19 protein-coding genes are annotated in these 16,100 nt (G+C 66.5%); 11 read left to right on the top strand and 8 right to left on the bottom strand.

Annotated features, from left to right (window positions below):
* Window positions 1-71 precede the first annotated feature (71 nt).
* The gene (locus FFA01_RS03045; protein WP_146852870.1) at window positions 72-965 is read right to left on the bottom strand and encodes a hypothetical protein; all 894 of its coding nucleotides are present in this window, start codon (window positions 963-965) and stop codon (window positions 72-74) included.
* Between the two features lie 79 nt (window positions 966-1,044).
* On the opposite strand from FFA01_RS03045, the gene FFA01_RS03040 reads away from it, so the two are divergent.
* Window positions 1,045-1,560 carry a hypothetical protein gene (locus FFA01_RS03040; RefSeq protein ID WP_146852868.1) on the top strand — a complete coding sequence of 172 codons (516 nt, stop codon included), beginning with the start codon at window positions 1,045-1,047 and terminating at the stop codon, window positions 1,558-1,560.
* A 108-nt stretch (window positions 1,561-1,668) separates the two neighbouring features.
* Here the strand turns inward: FFA01_RS03040 and FFA01_RS03035 are convergent, their stop codons facing one another.
* From FFA01_RS03035 to FFA01_RS03005, 6 genes are all read right to left on the bottom strand, one after another.
* The gene (locus FFA01_RS03035) at window positions 1,669-3,168 is read right to left on the bottom strand and encodes an AAA family ATPase (RefSeq protein ID WP_146852866.1); all 1,500 of its coding nucleotides are present in this window, start codon (window positions 3,166-3,168) and stop codon (window positions 1,669-1,671) included.
* Window positions 3,169-3,318: 150 nt separating this feature from the next.
* Window positions 3,319-3,642, bottom strand: a complete 324-nt coding sequence (locus FFA01_RS03030; RefSeq protein ID WP_146852864.1) for a hypothetical protein — start codon at window positions 3,640-3,642, stop codon at window positions 3,319-3,321.
* On the bottom strand, window positions 3,575-4,597 hold the full coding sequence (locus FFA01_RS03025; RefSeq protein WP_146852862.1) for a hypothetical protein: 1,023 nt from the start codon (window positions 4,595-4,597) through the stop codon (window positions 3,575-3,577). Before FFA01_RS03025 ends, FFA01_RS03030 begins: the two co-directional genes overlap by 68 nt.
* Window positions 4,587-5,024, bottom strand: coding sequence for a hypothetical protein (locus FFA01_RS03020; protein WP_146852860.1), 438 nt, complete (start codon window positions 5,022-5,024; stop codon window positions 4,587-4,589). The genes FFA01_RS03025 and FFA01_RS03020 overlap by 11 nt, the downstream gene beginning before the upstream one ends.
* Window positions 5,021-5,296, bottom strand: coding sequence for a hypothetical protein (locus FFA01_RS03015; RefSeq protein WP_146852858.1), 276 nt, complete (start codon window positions 5,294-5,296; stop codon window positions 5,021-5,023). The genes FFA01_RS03020 and FFA01_RS03015 overlap by 4 nt, the downstream gene beginning before the upstream one ends.
* 841 nt (window positions 5,297-6,137) lie before the next feature.
* Window positions 6,138-6,314 (bottom strand): helix-turn-helix transcriptional regulator, encoded by a 177-nt coding sequence (locus tag FFA01_RS03005; protein ID WP_146852854.1) that lies wholly within the window; start codon window positions 6,312-6,314, stop codon window positions 6,138-6,140.
* A gap of 134 nt (window positions 6,315-6,448) precedes the next feature.
* Here FFA01_RS03005 and FFA01_RS03000 point away from each other — a divergent pair, with 134 nt between their 5' ends.
* Both FFA01_RS03000 and FFA01_RS02995 read left to right on the top strand, forming a co-directional pair.
* Window positions 6,449-6,946 carry a helix-turn-helix domain-containing protein gene (locus FFA01_RS03000; protein ID WP_146852852.1) on the top strand — a complete coding sequence of 166 codons (498 nt, stop codon included), beginning with the start codon at window positions 6,449-6,451 and terminating at the stop codon, window positions 6,944-6,946.
* Complete coding sequence (locus tag FFA01_RS02995; RefSeq protein WP_146852850.1) at window positions 6,921-8,042, top strand: tyrosine-type recombinase/integrase; 1,122 nt, start codon at window positions 6,921-6,923, stop codon at window positions 8,040-8,042. The genes FFA01_RS03000 and FFA01_RS02995 overlap by 26 nt, the downstream gene beginning before the upstream one ends.
* Window positions 8,043-8,047: 5 nt before the next feature.
* Here the strand turns inward: FFA01_RS02995 and FFA01_RS02990 are convergent, their stop codons facing one another.
* Window positions 8,048-8,518 carry a DUF4870 domain-containing protein gene (locus FFA01_RS02990; RefSeq protein WP_307725040.1) on the bottom strand — a complete coding sequence of 157 codons (471 nt, stop codon included), beginning with the start codon at window positions 8,516-8,518 and terminating at the stop codon, window positions 8,048-8,050.
* Window positions 8,519-8,773: 255 nt separating this feature from the next.
* On the opposite strand from FFA01_RS02990, the gene hrcA reads away from it, so the two are divergent.
* The 8 genes from hrcA (at window position 8,774) to era (ending at window position 16,014) form a co-directional block, all read left to right on the top strand.
* A complete protein-coding gene (gene hrcA, locus FFA01_RS02985; protein ID WP_146852848.1) occupies window positions 8,774-9,796 on the top strand; it encodes a heat-inducible transcriptional repressor HrcA in 1,023 nt (340 codons plus the stop codon).
* A 73-nt stretch (window positions 9,797-9,869) separates the two neighbouring features.
* On the top strand, window positions 9,870-10,979 hold the full coding sequence (gene dnaJ, locus FFA01_RS02980; protein ID WP_146852846.1) for a molecular chaperone DnaJ: 1,110 nt from the start codon (window positions 9,870-9,872) through the stop codon (window positions 10,977-10,979).
* Window positions 10,980-10,981: 2 nt separating this feature from the next.
* Window positions 10,982-11,713, top strand: a complete 732-nt coding sequence (locus FFA01_RS02975) for a 16S rRNA (uracil(1498)-N(3))-methyltransferase (RefSeq protein ID WP_146852844.1) — start codon at window positions 10,982-10,984, stop codon at window positions 11,711-11,713.
* A gap of 50 nt (window positions 11,714-11,763) precedes the next feature.
* Window positions 11,764-12,165, top strand: a complete 402-nt coding sequence (locus FFA01_RS02970; protein WP_146852842.1) for a histidine triad nucleotide-binding protein — start codon at window positions 11,764-11,766, stop codon at window positions 12,163-12,165.
* Entirely contained in the window at window positions 12,155-13,267 is a 1,113-nt protein-coding gene (locus tag FFA01_RS02965) for a PhoH family protein (protein ID WP_371859160.1), read from the top strand. Before FFA01_RS02970 ends, FFA01_RS02965 begins: the two co-directional genes overlap by 11 nt.
* Window positions 13,264-13,725 (top strand): rRNA maturation RNase YbeY, encoded by a 462-nt coding sequence (gene ybeY / locus FFA01_RS02960; RefSeq protein ID WP_146852839.1) that lies wholly within the window; start codon window positions 13,264-13,266, stop codon window positions 13,723-13,725. The genes FFA01_RS02965 and ybeY overlap by 4 nt, the downstream gene beginning before the upstream one ends.
* Before the next feature lie 7 nt (window positions 13,726-13,732).
* Complete coding sequence (locus FFA01_RS02955; protein ID WP_182501125.1) at window positions 13,733-15,073, top strand: hemolysin family protein; 1,341 nt, start codon at window positions 13,733-13,735, stop codon at window positions 15,071-15,073.
* The gene (gene era / locus FFA01_RS02950; protein ID WP_146852835.1) at window positions 15,070-16,014 is read left to right on the top strand and encodes a GTPase Era; all 945 of its coding nucleotides are present in this window, start codon (window positions 15,070-15,072) and stop codon (window positions 16,012-16,014) included. Before FFA01_RS02955 ends, era begins: the two co-directional genes overlap by 4 nt.
* Window positions 16,015-16,100: the final 86 nt, after the last annotated feature.

Here is a 16,100-nt window from a genome sequence, read left to right as displayed (position 1 = left end):
GCCCGAGGTAAGTACCGCGGGCGGACCTCTTGCTTGAGCAAAGCTTAACAGATATTTGAACAGGCCCTAGTTTATGCGGTCCGTGTCGCACCGCGTGTCTTCATGCGCAGCCTTTTTTCTCGCCAGAGGTCGAGGAGATCGTCGGTCTTGACGTAGACGCCACCTGCGAGCGTGACTGTTCTAAGTCCCTCGGCGATGTATCGGTTCAGTGTTTGCGGTGTGATGCCAAGTTCGAGTGCTGACTGTCGTTTCGACCACCATTCGGACTTGGGCTCAGCGTGTTCCTCGCGTAGTTCGTGGAGCAGTTCGCGAACGCGGCCGGCCTTGATAAACGACGCTGCGTCTTCGGTGTGTTCGCACTTGGAGCACCGGAGCTCGAACTGTTCGACGCTGTTGCCGGTCCAGGTAGCGCCGAATGCGTACTGGTCGCAGACGGGGCAGGGGCGATCGAGGACACCACGGGGTGGACGGGGTGCGCGGGGGAACCGGCCGCGGAGGTCGCGCATCATGTCGGCGACGTCTTCGAAGTAGGTCATGCCGGTGTCGTGTGTGGTGATGAGGTCGTGTCGGGCGAGCAGCCAGAGGGTGGCCTGCTGGGTGAGCGCTCCGGCACCTTCGGGGGTCGTGGATGCGCGGAAGCCAGTGATCTCGCCGTCTTGTGCCCAGTGGACCTGCATGGTCGAGGGCGGGGCGGTCTGGTAGACGCCCGCCCAGTAGCTGACCCAGTGCAGGAGTCGCGCAAAGACGTCGTCGGTGTCGTCGACTGCGTCGGCTCTTAGGGGAAGTGGTGCTGTCCTTGAAGCCGGTCGAGGCATCCCGTCGCTGGCCCCGCCGAGTCCGGGTGTGATGAGTGTGCGGACGTAGGCGATGAGTCCCGGGGCCTCGACGAGGCTGCGGCGAGCGCGGGCGGTGGCGAGGTGGAGGTACTGGTCGGGTGTGAGCTCAAGTGCGTCTGGCTGGTTCATCGGGTAAGTGACTCCTTGCGGGGCATCTCGAGTCGGATCTGCCCAATAGGGTTGAAGGATGGGGTGTGATAGTTCGCGCTTGGTTCGCGCGTTGGAAGAGGTTTCGCGTCAGCTGGAACAGCAACCGAGTTGGTTCGACTGGGTCTCGCTTGTCATGGTTCCGGCCATTGTCGGTATGGCGTCGTTGGCTATCGGTTTTGGTGCGTGGCGAGTGGCTCGTCAGTCGCATGCTCTTGCGAGGCAGATGCGTGAAGAGAGCGAAGCGGCTCGTCTTCGCGCGGAGCGGCAGGATTTCGCCGAAGATGTGAGCGACTACATCTTTCGGGCCTACCGGGAACGGGCCGCGAATCAGTTGGCTTCGTCGAGCGCCGACAAAGCGGCGACGCTGACGGCGAAGGCCTTTGCCATCGAGAGCCCGAATGCGTTGCTGCTTGTGGCAGCCGTGCAGAGACCATTCGCCGAGGCGGGATCCAGCTCGATGGACGCACTCGGCGGAGCCCTCGTGGCGCGGAATCGCGCACAATTAACGCTAAGATTTTGGGTAAAGGATCCGTCCAAAGTAACCGAGCTCGAATATGAGCAAGAACATAGTTAGTCAGAGCATGTCCTTCCGGTCGTTGTCCTCAAACGGTTGATTTTTGACTCTGATTTGCACGAAAGATCATTAGATCTGCCGCAACTTCTTGCTCTATGCCCCTACGCCTCATGCCGGCATCCATGGCATTTCGCCCTCGACGCCGCGCCGGAGGCGTGTGGGCCAGTTCCGGACGTCTCGGTCGCCGCGCCAGTGGACAAGGGTGGCCATGTCGTCGTCTTCCTCCATGGCGCGGAGCCCGAGTCCGAACTCGGGCCAGCCGAGGAGTTGCGAGGATCCGCGTGGCCTGAGGTCGCGCTCACCGCCGAGTGATTTGGCGTGCCCGGCATGCGCTTCCATGAGCAGGGCGACTCCGCGTTCGCGGAAGCTGTCGAGCGCCATGATGAGCGGTGCTGCGTCGTCGTCGTTGTTCACGGCTCCGTCGAGCAGTTTGTAGAGCGGTCCGATGTAGAGCACTGAGGGCTTGAACTCGTCCATCAGCTTGTGCACGTTGTCGACGTCGGCCTGAAGTTTGAAGTTCAAGCGTGTGCCGGCGCTGACGAGCACGTTCTCGCCGGGCTTGCCGCGGCCGTGTTGGCCGGTCAGCGCGGTGACGTACCTGGTGTTTCGTGCCCACTGCCGTTCGGTGTTTTCTGCGTCGATGACGAGAACGCGTCGGGGTTCGATGCGCTCCGTGACGCGGAACGGATGGACGCCGGCGGCGATGCTGATGGCGAGCTGGCGAGTCAGGTAGGACTTGCCAGCGCCTTCGCCTCCGGTGAGGATCAAGCGATCCTGTACCTCGAGCAGCCCCTCGACGAGCCAGTCATACGTGACGTCCATGGCGAGGATGTCACGGAGCAGCTTCGGGTTCAGGGCGACGGCGTGTGCTGCGGACTGACGGTTCCGGGCTTCGGTCTTTGCTCGTTCGTATCGGATCAGCCCTTCGACTTCACGTTCGAACTCGGGGTCGATGGTCTCGACGGGAGCGGGGAACTCTTCGGTGTGGAACTCGTCGAGGGTGTGGCCGCTGCCGATGTGGTCGGCAGCGTCCTTGCCCTCAACGGCAGTGAGCAGCTTGACGGATGCGGCCTTGCCCATGAGGATCCCGGCGACCTGCTCGGCGTGTTTCATGCCGGCATCGTCGAGGTCACGCACGATACGGACATGCTTGCCGTGCAGCGGCGTCAGGTCGAACATGTGGGCTTTGCCCGCGCCCATGGCCGTGCACGTTGCGGTTGCCCCTGCGGCTTCGAGCGCGTGGACGTCCTTCTCGCCTTCGACGAAGAACACGACGGACGCTGCGGCCAGCTTGTCGGCGCGGTAGAGCTGGGTGCCTTTCGTGTTCCCGCTCTGGCTAAATTTCTTAAGCGGGGACCGGTGCACCTGCCTACTGTCGCCGTAGGTGTACGTAACCCCTTTGGGCTCATCGAACAGGTCAGCCATCGACAGGCCTAGAGCGTCGAGAACCGTGTCGGTCGGGTCAGAGTGCGAATACAGCAGCACCTGCCCGCCGATGTCGGTCAGGGTGACGGACAGGTCAGCGTTGGAATGGCCGGGTGCCTGGATCTGTGCTGTCTTGCCGTTGTTCTTCGTGCGCAACCCCAGCCCGTTGGCTGCGTCGATCACGCGGTCATATGCCTTACCCATGTCGCCTCCCTTCGGCGTTGTCCAACGCCTCGAACAGCAGCCCCGACAGGCGTACCGCTTCTCTCCTCTGGCGGTCGCACTCCTGGCGCGCCTGGTCGCGTTCCTCCCGCGCGACGCTCAGCGCCCGGCTCACGCCCTCAACTCCGGCAGGTCGGTGTCCGGCACGGATTCGATGACATCGACCGCCCAGCGCTTGCCCGCGGGCGGTGCGGGGTGAACGCCGTGAATCTCTTGGTGGCGCTGTCGAGCGATGCACTTCTGCTGGATCAGGTGTCCCGGCTCGAGGTAGATGCCAGGGTTGTTGCGACGATGCGCGATGTGGGCCTGTTCGGCATCGGCATAGCTCATGTCTGCAAGAACGGCCTGCCACGCTGCAACGGTCAGATCACTGACCGTTCGCGAGTCGATGGCTGCTACCTGGATCAAGAGCGCTTCGGTTTCCATGTGGTTCATTGGGGGATCCTCCGTACTTGCGGGTGAAGTTTTCGAAAGCGACATCGGCAGCGGTCCGCTTCTGTGCGCGGGGGGCGGGACGGGTTGCATCTGACGCGCTGCGTTGCTGTGCGTAGACGGCCTCCTGTTTCAGCCAGTTCGTGAATGCGGCGTTCCAGTTCTTGAGCCGTCTGACGTTCCGGTTGGCGTGCTCGATGAAGCGCGCTGCCTGGCGGTCGACGTCGATGTGCAGCGACGTCGCTTTGTCACGGTGCTTCTGATTCGGTGCCCAGTTAGGGCGGATCAGAAACCCTCCGTCGTCCGATTCATCGGGCGACAAAGGTTTTTCTGTAGATGTAGCTGTAGATGTAGTTGTGCCGGACCCCCTGTCCGACGGGGTAGGGGAGGGGGTCCTATAGGGGGTGGGGGAGGGGGTGTCGTCTCCGAACAGGGGCGACGGGAGTTCTTCGTTAGGCACTCTCAGTGCCTGTGTCCGTATGTCGATCTGCGTTCCCTTGAGGAGCGTCGTCAGCTCGCTTCGATCCCACGGGTTGAACTTCTTGGTGATGCCATCCGGGTACTCAGTGCGGAGTCGATTCGCCTCGTGCGCGATCACTCCAAGTAGCAGCGGAGACGACACCGCGGCATAGTCCCGCTTGATCGTGGCGAGCATGTTCGGGTTGGTAAGGATCCCGTCGTGCCGGAAGAACGACCGCACCAACACCTCTTCGGTGTCTTCGTCGAGCACGAGGAAGAACGAGTTAGTCAGCTCCGCGACGAGTTCGCGCAGGACGGCTTCAGTCATCGTTGTGGTGACTCTCAAGATGCGCCGGGGACGCCAGTCAGCCACTCCAACGGCGTTCAGTGTTCCGTGTGTCAGGACGTAGTTGTAGAGCCACTGCGCACCGAAGCTGAGCTGTCGCCAGTCGTCGTCCGACCAGATATCGGTGCGGATGTTGGCGCGGTCACGTGGCATCGGTTCGCTTACCTCCCTTGGTGACTGCGTTGGCGAGGTTGGCGGCGGCGTACTCGAGGTGCGTCGCGACGGACTCGGGAGTGATGCGCCCGGCGGCGGCGTGCATCGCGAGTTGCAGCACGCTCTGCATGGCGAGTGCGATGCGGTAGCCGTGGCGGCTGGTGTCGACGCCGATGTCGGCCATGAGGTCGCCCGGCAGGTAATCGCGGCTGCTGGACTGGATAACTTTGGACAGGGCGTGGACAGCGTTCTGCAGTTTGTTCCCGCGGCTGGCGTGTTCGCTGCTGAGGCAGGGGAGCAGGGCGATGGCTTCGCTGGCGGTGTCGGCTTCTTGGGTGCAGCCGTTGTCGCACCATGCGGCGGCGCGGACGTCGGCGGTGGCAATGCGGCCACCGATCAGGCCGTGGGCGGTAGTTGCGACGGTCATGCTGCACCTGCCTTCGTGGTGCCGGCGGTGGCGAACACGTCGCTGAGGTTGAGGCCCAGCACGCGCTGCAGGATCACGGCATCCCACGTGGACAGGCGCAAGCCGGCGAGGGCCATCAGCAGGCGACCGGGGGTGAGGTCGTTCTGACGTTCGATGGCACGCAGGTCGGCGATGTGCAGGTACTTCGCTCTGGCGGCTCTGCGCAGCTTGCGGGCGATCGTGAGGCGGTAGGCGACGGAACGGAGGATTGCGGCGGGGGTAGGTGCGTTCACGGGTTGACTCCAAATGCTGAGAGCAGCGCGGGGGCTGCGGCGTTGATGAGTAGCAACACGCCGACGACGGTCCAGAGGTCACGCACTGCACGAGCGGCGCGTGTGAGCGGCTTGATGAGGTGCGCCTGTCGGCGTTCGCTTCGCGTCAGATGAGACGTCATGGCGCGTGCGACGTGCTGGCTGTGAGGATCGTCCTCAGCAGGCGAAACACGACAAATTCGCTTGGGGCGATAGTGGCGGTCTCAACGCCGCCGATGAATGCGACGGTGTACCCAGAGCTTCGGGAAACGTCGTGGGTAGAGAGCCCGTACTGTTCGCGGACTTGCCGCAGCATGGGACCGACGGGGTCTCCGCCGTTCTTAGCTGGTTGGTCGTTGCGGATTCGAGCCTCCGGGACGGGCCTCGGTGGAATGCCTCCGCCGGTTCGTATGACGACGGACCTCATGCGGCACTCGTCGTGAAGCTCAAAACTTGGTTTCGAGCGTTGCATTTGGATATGGTGGCCATGTGAAGACATCCCTCCGGGGATAGGGCCTCGGCGGTGGTAGGACACCGACCGGGGCCATTCGTATGTTCTGGTGGTTGCACGTTGTGATCGCTTAGCTCGTGTGCGGGCACCTGCTTCTCAGGCCATCTGTGCGTCATGCTCTTCGACAGATCCCGACCTCTTGGCTAAGGCCTCGACGTGTTTTCGTCGCTTCGCCCTCGCTAGGCGCAGGGCGAAGTCGACTCTGTTGCCTTCCTTGAAGTGGTGAAAGGGCAGGCGATCCAGGGCGCGACAGCTAGTGACCTTGTGGGGCGGGTCGTCGCGGCTCGCTCGGGGATAGGGGAGAGCTACTTGCTACGCGTCCTGGAAAGCGGCCTCGATGTACGCAGTCACGTCGTCTTCGCGAAACATCACTCGGCCCGCAACCTTGGCTGATTTTGGACCGGTTCCGGCATGCCGCATATAGCGCACCGCTGCCGGCGTGCGTCGAAGTAGTGCTGCCACCTCTTCGATCGTCAGGAGCTTGGACATGTCTTGCCTCTCGCGTTGGATTCGATTAACAAATCGAGCTGATGACTATCGACCATACATGGGCTTTCGTAATCCGTCCACATGCGATTCAGAGCGTGTTGGAAATTATGGTCGTTTGCCATATGCTGGTGGACATGGCCATCAGTGACACTCAGATCGGACGCAACCTCGCGCGACTACGAGGTCAAATGACCCAGAAAGAACTCGCGGAAGCAATGTCCTCTCGTGGGTGGAAGTGGTCTCAGACCACGGTGCATACCGTCGAGCAGGGTAAGCGGCCACTCCGCCTGGCAGAGTCTGAAGACATCAAAGAGATAATCGGCACGGCATGGCCACTGACCCTTGCCGACGGCGACACGGCCCTCGTGAGCGCATCGCGTCGGATGAAGGACGCTCATCAATCTCTCGAGGAAGCGATCGAGCTTTTTCTCGATACTCAAGAGGAAATCAGCGCCATCCTTGGGGACGGCGAATCGGATCGCGTCCGGGAGCTTATGGGTGGCTGGCTCGACCTCACGGTCGAAGCCACCGTTGAGCACGTCCGTAAGCGCAGGGCGCTGCAGAATGAGGCCGAGAACGCCCTCTGGGATGACAACAAGGCTGAAGATGGCAAGCATCCAGAAGCGCCCTAGCGGCAAATGGCGAGCCCGCTACCGAGATGAGCAGGGCAAGGAGCACTCGCGGCACTTCGACCGGAAAGTGGACGCACAACAGCACCTCGACAAGGTGACCGCTTCGCTGCTGACGGGGACCTACGTTGACCCGCAGTCGGGCAAGGTGACGCTCGAGTCCTTCTTCGCAGACTGGTCTTCTCGGCAGGTGTGGGCACCTGCAACCTTGCGCACGGCCCGCAATGCCGTCAAGGGGTGCACGTTCCGCGACGTGCCGCTCGACCGCGTGCGCCGGAGCCACGTCGAGTCGTGGGTTAAGGCGATGACGCTGACGATGCAGCCGTCAACGATCTCCACTCGGATGCGGTTCATCCGTGGGGTGTTGCGGGGAGCAGTCCGTGACCAGGTGCTTGCGGCGGATCCGTCTGCGGGCGTCGTTCTGCCACGTCAGCGCCGCGCTGAGCACCGTATGAGCATTCCGACGAGCGACCAGGTGGGCTGGCTGCTAGATGCCGTAGAGGAGGCTTACAGGCCGTTCATCGCTGTATGCGCGTTCGCGGGTCTTCGCATTGGCGAAGCGGCTGGTCTTCAGGTCGGCGACATCGACTTTCTGCGACGGACCTTGCATGTGCAGAGGCAGGCTCAGAACAACGGGGGAGTAACTGAAGTGTCGCCGCCGAAGTCGGGGTCCGAGCGCGTCGTCTCGATTCCCGACGAGCTGGTGACGCTGATCGCGCAGCACCTCGAGCGGTTAGGCACGTTCGGCGATGACGGCTGGCTGTTCCCCGGTGCACCCCCGACGCCGGCGAGCCTCCGGTACTGGTTTGGTAGGGCAGCTGCAGCTGCAGCGGCAGGGGTCACAGGGATCAGCCCGCACGATCTGCGGCACTACTTTGCTTCGGGCCTCATTGCCTCCGGCTGTGACGTCGTGACCGTGCAGCGTGCTCTCGGACATGCTCAAGCAACGGTCACGCTCAATACCTATGCGCACCTCTGGCCGACCGCTGAGGACCGAACGAGAACGGCTGCCGCGGGACTCATGCGGGCCGCGCTCGAGCCTCTTGCGGACCCCTTGCGGACCGGCGAGTCCGCGGCAGCCGCGGAAGCCAGTAAGTAGGCGGGCTACGCCTTGATGAACTCGAAGCTGAGGGGGTACTTGTAGTACTCGCCCCTGTTCGCCGCCACCGCGGCGATGATCGAGAAGATGACCACCACGACGCCGGCGGCGAAGCCGGTGATGGCGCCGATGACGATGACCGACAGCAGGCCCGAGGCCACGAGGACGATCGCCATCGTGATCTGGAAGTTCAGGGCCACGCGGGTGTGCTCGCGGATGAACGGGCCGCGGTCCTTCAGCACGAGGTAGCCGACCAGCGACGGGACGAACCAGAAGAGGATGCCGCCCAGGTGGATGAGCGTCGCCCAGAGCTTCTCGTCCTCGGGTCGCATCGGCGGGACCTGCTGCTGGCCGCCGTAGGGCTGCTGTCCGTACCCGGGCTGTCCGTGGCCGGGCTGGCCGTAGCCCTGCTGCCCGGAGGGCTGCTGGCCTCCGGCGCGGGGATCGTTCGGCTGCGAAGGAGGGGTGTCGGTCATGGCTGCACCTGTTCCGGGGGGTCGTGAGGGATGGGGGGCCGGCCTCGCGCCTCCTGGGCTCGTCGGCCGGCTGACCCGGACGGCGTGGTCCGGTCGTTGCTCCTCCACACCCTAGGGCAGGCGGACGCGCCGGGAGTAGGTCCCGTGTCGGAGGTGTCGTAGGATTGGCAGTCCGGCACGTCGAGTGCCAAGTGGGCCCGGTGCCGGGGCGGTGGTCGTCACCCGGTGCGGTCCGGTCGAGATGAGAGGTGCATCGTGGTCTCCGAACGCGGACTCGAGGTGCTTCGTGTCATCGTGCACGACTACGTCGCGTCCCGGGAGCCCGTCGGCTCGAAGTCGATCGTCGAACGACACCAGTTCGGCGTCTCCGCCGCGACGATCCGCAACGACATGGCCCTCCTCGAAGAGGAGGAGCTGATCACGGCCCCTCACACGTCGTCGGGGCGCGTGCCGACCGACAAGGGCTACCGGCTCTTCGTCAACCAGCTGGCGGACCTCCGCCCCCTGACGGCTGCCCAACGGCAGGCCATCGAGACCTTTCTGGGCGACTCGACCGATCTCGACGAGGTCCTGGCGCGCACGGTCCGTCTGCTGGCTCAGCTGACCAATCAGGTGGCGCTCGTGCAGTACCCGTCGTTCTCGCGGGCCCGCGTCCGACACGTCGAGCTGGTGAGTCTCGCGGCCACGCGGGTCATGACCGTGCTCATCACCGACAGCGGCCAGGTCGAGCAGCGTCTCGTCGAGCTGCCCGCGCCGGTGGACGAGGCCTTCCTGTCCGAGCTCCGCGCGTCGGTCAACGCTCTGGTCGGCGGGGCCGCGCTGAGCGACGCCGCCGTGTCGCTGGCCGATCTCCCCTCGCGATTCCGCCCCGATCTCGCGGCCGTCGTGGGGCGGGTGGTGGCCAGCCTCGTCGAGCAGCTCGCCGCCGGGCGTCAGGACCGTCTCGTCATGGCCGGGGCCGCCAATCTCGTCCGCACCGGAGACGACTTCAGCGGCAACCTCTATCCTGTCCTCGAAGCCATCGAAGAACAGGTCGCGCTGCTGCGGCTCTTCGGCGAGATGCAGCTCGACGCCGTCGACGTGGCGGCCAGCATCGGCCGCGAGAACGCCTCGTTCGGTCTCGCCCAGACGTCGGTGCTCGCCAGCGGATACACGTCGTCGGGCAGCGAGATCGCCCGCATCGGCGTGCTCGGCCCGCTGCGGATGGACTACTCCTCAAACATGGCGGCGGTGCGGGCTGTGGCCCGGTACCTGTCGTCGACCCTCGCCGAGCGCTGACGCCGGCGGGCCCCGCTCGACCCTTCCCCCCAAGACACCCCCCCAGAACGACACCAAGAGGCAGACGAAACCAGTGGCAGATCATTACGACGTGCTCGGAGTCGACCGGACGGCGACGCCGGAAGAGATCAAGAAGGCGTACCGCAGACTCGCTCGCGAGCTGCACCCCGACGTGAACCCGAGCGCCGACGCCTCGGAGCGCTTCAAGGACGTCACCCACGCCTACGACGTCCTGAGCGACCCGCAGCAGCGGGAGCGCTACGACCTCGGTCCGCAGCCCGGCTTCGGCGGCGGGGGAGGGGGCGCCGGCTTCGGCGACATCTTCGACGCCTTCTTCGGCGGGGGCGGAGGCGGACAGCGCCAGGGTCCCCGGTCACGGCGCGAGCGCGGACAGGACGCCCTGCTCCGCCTCGAGGTGGAGCTCGACGACATCGTCTTCGGCACCCAGCGGGACATCGAGGTCGACACGGCCGTGCTCTGCGAGACCTGCAACGGCTCGTGCTGCGCGCCCGGCACCTCGCCCCAGACCTGCGACATCTGCAACGGGTCCGGTCAGATCCAGCGGACCGTCCGCTCGCTCCTCGGCAACGTCATGACCTCGAGCCCCTGCGGCACCTGCCGCGGATACGGCACGGTCATCCCGAACCCGTGCCCGACCTGCCAGGGTCAGGGTCGCGTCCGCGCGCGCCGCACGATCCCGATCGACATCCCCGCGGGGGTCGACACCGGTCTCCGGCTGCAGCTGCCGGGCCAGGGCGAGGTCGGCCAGGCGGGAGGCCCGAACGGCGATCTCTACCTCGAGGTCAAAGTGAAGCACCACGACACCTACAGCCGCGACGGCGACGATCTGCTGGCGACCCTCGAGGTGCAGATGGCCGACGCCATCCTCGGCACGTCGACGACGCTGACCGGCATCGACGGCGAGGTCGAGCTCGAGATCAGACCCGGCACGCAGAGCGCCGACGTCATCACGGTGCGCGATCGGGGCATCACCAAGCTCCGCGGAACCGGCCGAGGCGACCTCAAGATCGGCGTCCAGGTCGTGACGCCGACCAAGCTCAGTCACAAGGAGCGCGAGTTGATCGAGAAGTTCGCCTCGGGGCGCAAGAACCAGGGTCCCGAGCTGTCGCAGTTCCAGCAGGGTCTCTTCGGCAAGCTCCGCGACCGGTTCCTCAACTTCTGATCGTGGCGCACTCGTACCTGGTCGAGGCCCTCGACGACGCCGCGATCGGCGGCGAGGTCGTGCTCGGCGGTGCCGAGGCCCGGCATGCGGTGACGGTCAGCCGGCTCCGCGTCGGCGACCCCCTGCGGGTGGGCAACGGCCGGGGCCTGGTGGTGGACGGCACCGTTCAGGAGGCGCGGGCCGACCGGGTGGTGATGGTCGCCTCCTCCGTGACGCGCCACCCGCGCCCCGACGTGACGGTGGCGCTCGTGCAGGCGCTCGCCAAGGGCGACCGCGACGAGCTCGCCGTCCAGGCGGCGACGGAGCTCGGCGTCGACGAGGTGGTCCCGTGGTCCGCCGCGCGCAGCATCTCGCGGTGGGAGGGCGCCAAGGTCGAGAAGGGGCTGGCGCGCTGGCGTGCCATCACCCGCGAGGCCACCAAGCAGGCCGTCCGTCCGTGGGGTCCCGTCGTCGGAGGTCTCGTCGGCACCAAGCAGCTCGCGGCGCGTGCGCGAGACGAGCGGATGCTCGTCCTCGAGCCCACGGCGTCGACGCCGCTGTCGACGGTCGACCTCGGAGGCGCCAGCTCGGTGCTGATCGTCGTCGGACCCGAGGGCGGCGTCTCGCCCGGCGAGCTCGAAGCCCTGGAGGCCGCGGGGGCGACCCCGGTCCGGTTGGGGGATTCCGTGCTCCGCACGTCGACGGCGGGCCCCGCGGCCCTCGCCGTCCTCAGCGTGCGGCTGGGGCGCTGGTAGGCCGATCGGTGCCCGGCGCGGTGTCGGTCGTCGCCGGTACCATGGTGCGCATGTCCGATCAGCAGAGCACCGAGACCGAGCCGACCGTCTTCAGTCGCATCGTCGCACGCGAGATCCCGGCCGACATCGTGTTCGAGAGCGACACCCTGATCGCGTTCCGCGACATCGCCCCCAAGGCGCCCGTGCACCTCCTCGTCGTACCGAAGACCCAGGCCTACCGCGACGTCGTCGAGCTGGCCGACGGCGATCCCGCCCTGATGGCCGAGATGGTCGCCACCGCCTCGACCCTGGCCCGCGACCCCGCGGTGTTCCGCGACTCCGACGGCCGGGAACACACCGGCGGGTCGTTCCGTTTGATCTTCAACACCGGCGAGTCCGCCGGTCAGACCGTGTTCCACGTCCACGCCCATGTCTTGGGCGGTCCCCTCCAGGAAGGCACCCTTGCCCACTAGCGACACGCGCTCCTCCGATCCCCGCGGCGACGACGCCGCCGACAGCGTCCGGGTCGACCTGCAGGTCGACGGGGTCGCCATGGTCCAGCTGCTCGGACCGCAAGACCGTCTCCTGAAGACGGTCGAGAAGCAGTACCCCGACGTCCGGGTGCTCGTCCGGGGCAACGAGGTCGTCCTCGAGGGTCCCTCGGCGTCCGTCGGGCGAGCCCGGGGCCTCGTCGACGAACTGGTCGCCATGGTGCGGGGCGGGCACGACCTCGCACCGTCCGAGGTCGAGACCTCGGCGCGGCTGCTCGACTCGGGGCAGCAGACGCCGTCCGAGATGTTCGGGCAGCCCATCGTCTCCGGTCGCGGGAAGGCGATCCGGGCGAAGACACCGGGCCAGCGTGAATACGTCGACGCCATCGACGAGCACACGATCACCTTCGGCATCGGCCCGGCGGGCACCGGCAAGACGTACCTGGCCATGGCCAAGGCCGTGCAGGCCCTCCAGCGCCGTGAAGTCCAGCGCATCATCCTGACCCGGCCCGCCGTCGAGGCGGGCGAGCGGCTGGGGTTCCTGCCCGGCACGCTGACCGACAAGATCGATCCGTACCTGAGGCCGCTCTACGACGCCCTCAACGAGATGATGGATCCCGAGATCGTCCCCAAGCTGCTGGCGGCGGGCACGGTCGAGGTCGCCCCGCTGGCGTACATGCGAGGCCGCACGTTGAACGACGCGTTCGTCGTCCTCGACGAGGCGCAGAACACGACGCCCGAGCAGATGAAGATGTTCCTCACCCGCCTGGGCTTCGGCTCGAAGATGGTCGTCACGGGTGACGTGACGCAGATCGACCTGCCCACCGGCGCCAGCGGTCTCCAGCTCGTGACCCGCGTGCTCGACCGGATCGACGACATCCACTTCTCGCGTCTGACCAGCGACGACGTCGTCCGTCACACCCTCGTCGGACGCATCGTCGACGCCTACACGACGTACGACGCGGAGCGACAGGCTCAGCGCTACTCGCGAGACGAGGCGACGCCGGCGTCCGAGCAGACCAACAGAGCCGACCGGCGAGCCGCGGCCCCGCGTGACCGACTGCCGAAGAGAGGAACCCGGTGAGCATCGAGGTCAACAACGAGTCCGGTGTCGAGGTCGACGAGGCCGCCGTGCAGCGGCTCGCCACCTTCGCACTCGACCAGATGCACGTCCATCCCGAGGCCGAGCTCGCGATCGTCTTCGTCGACGAGGCCGCCATGGAGCAGCTGCACGTCCAGTGGATGGACGAGCCGGGCGCGACCGACGTCCTGAGCTTCCCGATGGACGAGCTGCGGCCCGGGACCGAAGAGGACCCGACACCCGCGGGGCTGCTCGGCGACATCGTCGTGTGCCCCCAGGTGGCCGTGGCCCAGGCGGCGACGGCCGGTCACAGTCCGCTCGACGAGATGCTGCTGCTGACCTGTCACGGCATCCTCCATCTGCTGGGCTTCGACCACGCCGAGCCCGACGACGAGCGCGAGATGTTCGGCCTGCAGCGCGAGATCCTCGCGGCGTTCGCCGGCGCAGACGAGAGACGGTGACGCCGTGATGGTCACCGTGTTCGTCATCGTGGCCGTCGTGCTCGTGATCGTCGGAGGGCTGCTCGCGGCCATCGACTCGGCGCTCGGCGTGCTGAGCCGCGCCGACCTCATCGAAGAGGCCGACGAGTCGCCTCGCAGCAGGGCCGCCCTGCTCGCCGTCTCGGCCGACATCGGCGCCCACGTCAACGCCGTCAACTTCGTCCGGATCGTCGCCGAGACCTCGGCCGCCGTCCTCGTGTCGCTGTCGTTCGCCTTCGCGGTCGAGCGGTGGTGGGTGGCCCTCCTGCTCTCGGCGCTCATCATGACCGTGGTCTCGTTCGTCCTCGTCGGCTCCAGCCCGCGCAGCGTGGGGCGCGCCCACGCCCGCGGCCTGGTCGTCGCGACGGCGCCCCTGGTCCGTCTCGTCCGGGTCGTGCTGGGGCCGATCGCGGACGCGCTCGTCGCCCTCGGCAACCGCGTGACACCGGGCCGTCCGCGCAGCGCGTCGTTCTCCTCCGAGGAGCAGCTGCTGAGCATGGTCGACGAGGCCACCGAGCTCGACGTACTCGAAGAGGACGACCGCGAGTTGATCCACTCGATCTTCGAGTTCAGCGACACGGTCGTCCGCGAGGTCATGGTGCCCCGCACCGACATGGTGACCATCGACGCGACCGCCACGGTCGGGTCGGCCATGAGCCTCTTCCTCGGTCGGGGCGTCTCGCGCGTGCCCGTCGTGGGCCGCGACAACGACGACGTCGTGGGCGTGGTCTACCTCCGCGATCTCGCGCGTCGCCTGCACGAGCACGCGGGCGACGACGACGCGCTCGTCGGTTCGCTGGCGCGTCCGGCGGCCTTCGTCCCCGAGTCGAAGAAGGCGGACGAGACCCTGCGGCAGATGCAGCTCGACAAGAACCACCTCGCGATGGTCGTCGACGAGTACGGCGGCATCGCCGGGCTCGTGACCCTGGAAGACCTGATCGAGGAGCTCGTCGGCGACATCAGCGACGAGTACGACCGCGAGGTCGCCGCCCACCGCGAGGTCTCCGACGGGGTCTTCCGGGTGAGCGCGCGGATGCCGGTCGACGAGCTCGGCGACCTGTTCGGCCTCGAGCTCGACGACGACGACGTCGACTCGGTCGGCGGCCTCCTGACCAAGACGCTCGGTCGCCTGCCCGAGAAGGGCTCGGTGGTCACCGTCTCGGGGCTGGTGCTCACCGCCGACCGCACCGAGGGGCGACGCCACGACCTGATGACCGTCCTCGTCGAACGCAGCCCGTCGGTCGCCGACCCGGCCTCCCACCCCACCATCGAGCGTGACGACCGCACGGTCGTCTCCGCCGCGAACCGCTCCACGAAGGACACCGCATGACCGCCTCAGCCGACGCGACGTCGCCCGCCGACCCCTCCCGTCCGACGCCGGGTTCGACCTACCGGGCCGGCTTCGTCTCGTTCGTCGGGCGTCCCAACGTCGGGAAGTCCACCCTGACCAACGCGCTCGTCGGCCAGAAGGTGGCCATCACGTCCTCGAAGCCGCAGACCACGCGCCGGGCCATCCGCGGAATCGTCCACCAGGCCGACGGCCAGCTCGTGCTCGTCGACACTCCGGGCATGCACCGTCCGCGCACGCTGCTCGGCGAGCGACTCAACGACGTGGTGCAGACCACGCTCGGAGACGTCGACGTGATCGGCTTCTGCGTACCCGCCGACGAGAAGATCGGGCCCGGCGACAAGTACATCAACGAGCAGCTCGACGCGTTCCCTCGCGCGAAGAAGGTCGCCATCGTCACGAAGGTCGACACGACGTCGCGTCCGGCCGTCGCCGAGCAGATCCTGGCGGTCAGCCGTCTGCGCGAGTGGGAGGCGATCATCCCGTTGTCGGCCGTCACCGACGTCCAGCTCGACGTCCTCGCGACGGAGCTCATCAAGCTCATGCCGTTGTCGCAACCGCTGTACCCGGCCGACGCGGTGACCGAGGAGGTCCTCGAGGACCGAGTGGCCGAATACGTCCGCGAGGCGGCCCTCGAGGGCGTCCAGGACGAACTGCCGCACTCGCTGGCCGTGACCATCGACGACATGGTCGAACGCGACGACAAGGACCTGCTCGAGATCTACGCCAACCTCTTCGTCGAGCGCGACAGCCAGAAGGCGATCGTCATCGGCAAGGGCGGCCAACGACTCCGCGAGGTCGGAGAGCGTGCGCGAGCGCAGATCGAGCCCCTCGTGGGCAAGCAGGTGTTCCTGTCGATCAGGGTCAAGGTCGCGAAGGACTGGCAGCGGGATCCGAAACTCCTCGGACGCCTCGGCTTCTGACGAGTCCGACACACGAGACGACGAGGTCCCTCCACAGGATGAGGTGCCTCGTCCGGTCGTCGCGGGTGCGCCTCCTGCTCTCGTCG

Source organism: Frigoribacterium faeni, from assembly GCF_007988805.1.
GTDB lineage: Bacteria > Actinomycetota > Actinomycetes > Actinomycetales > Microbacteriaceae > Frigoribacterium > Frigoribacterium faeni.
Note: the sequence above shows the minus strand (reverse complement) of the source record. Positions and strands in the feature narration are given on the sequence as shown.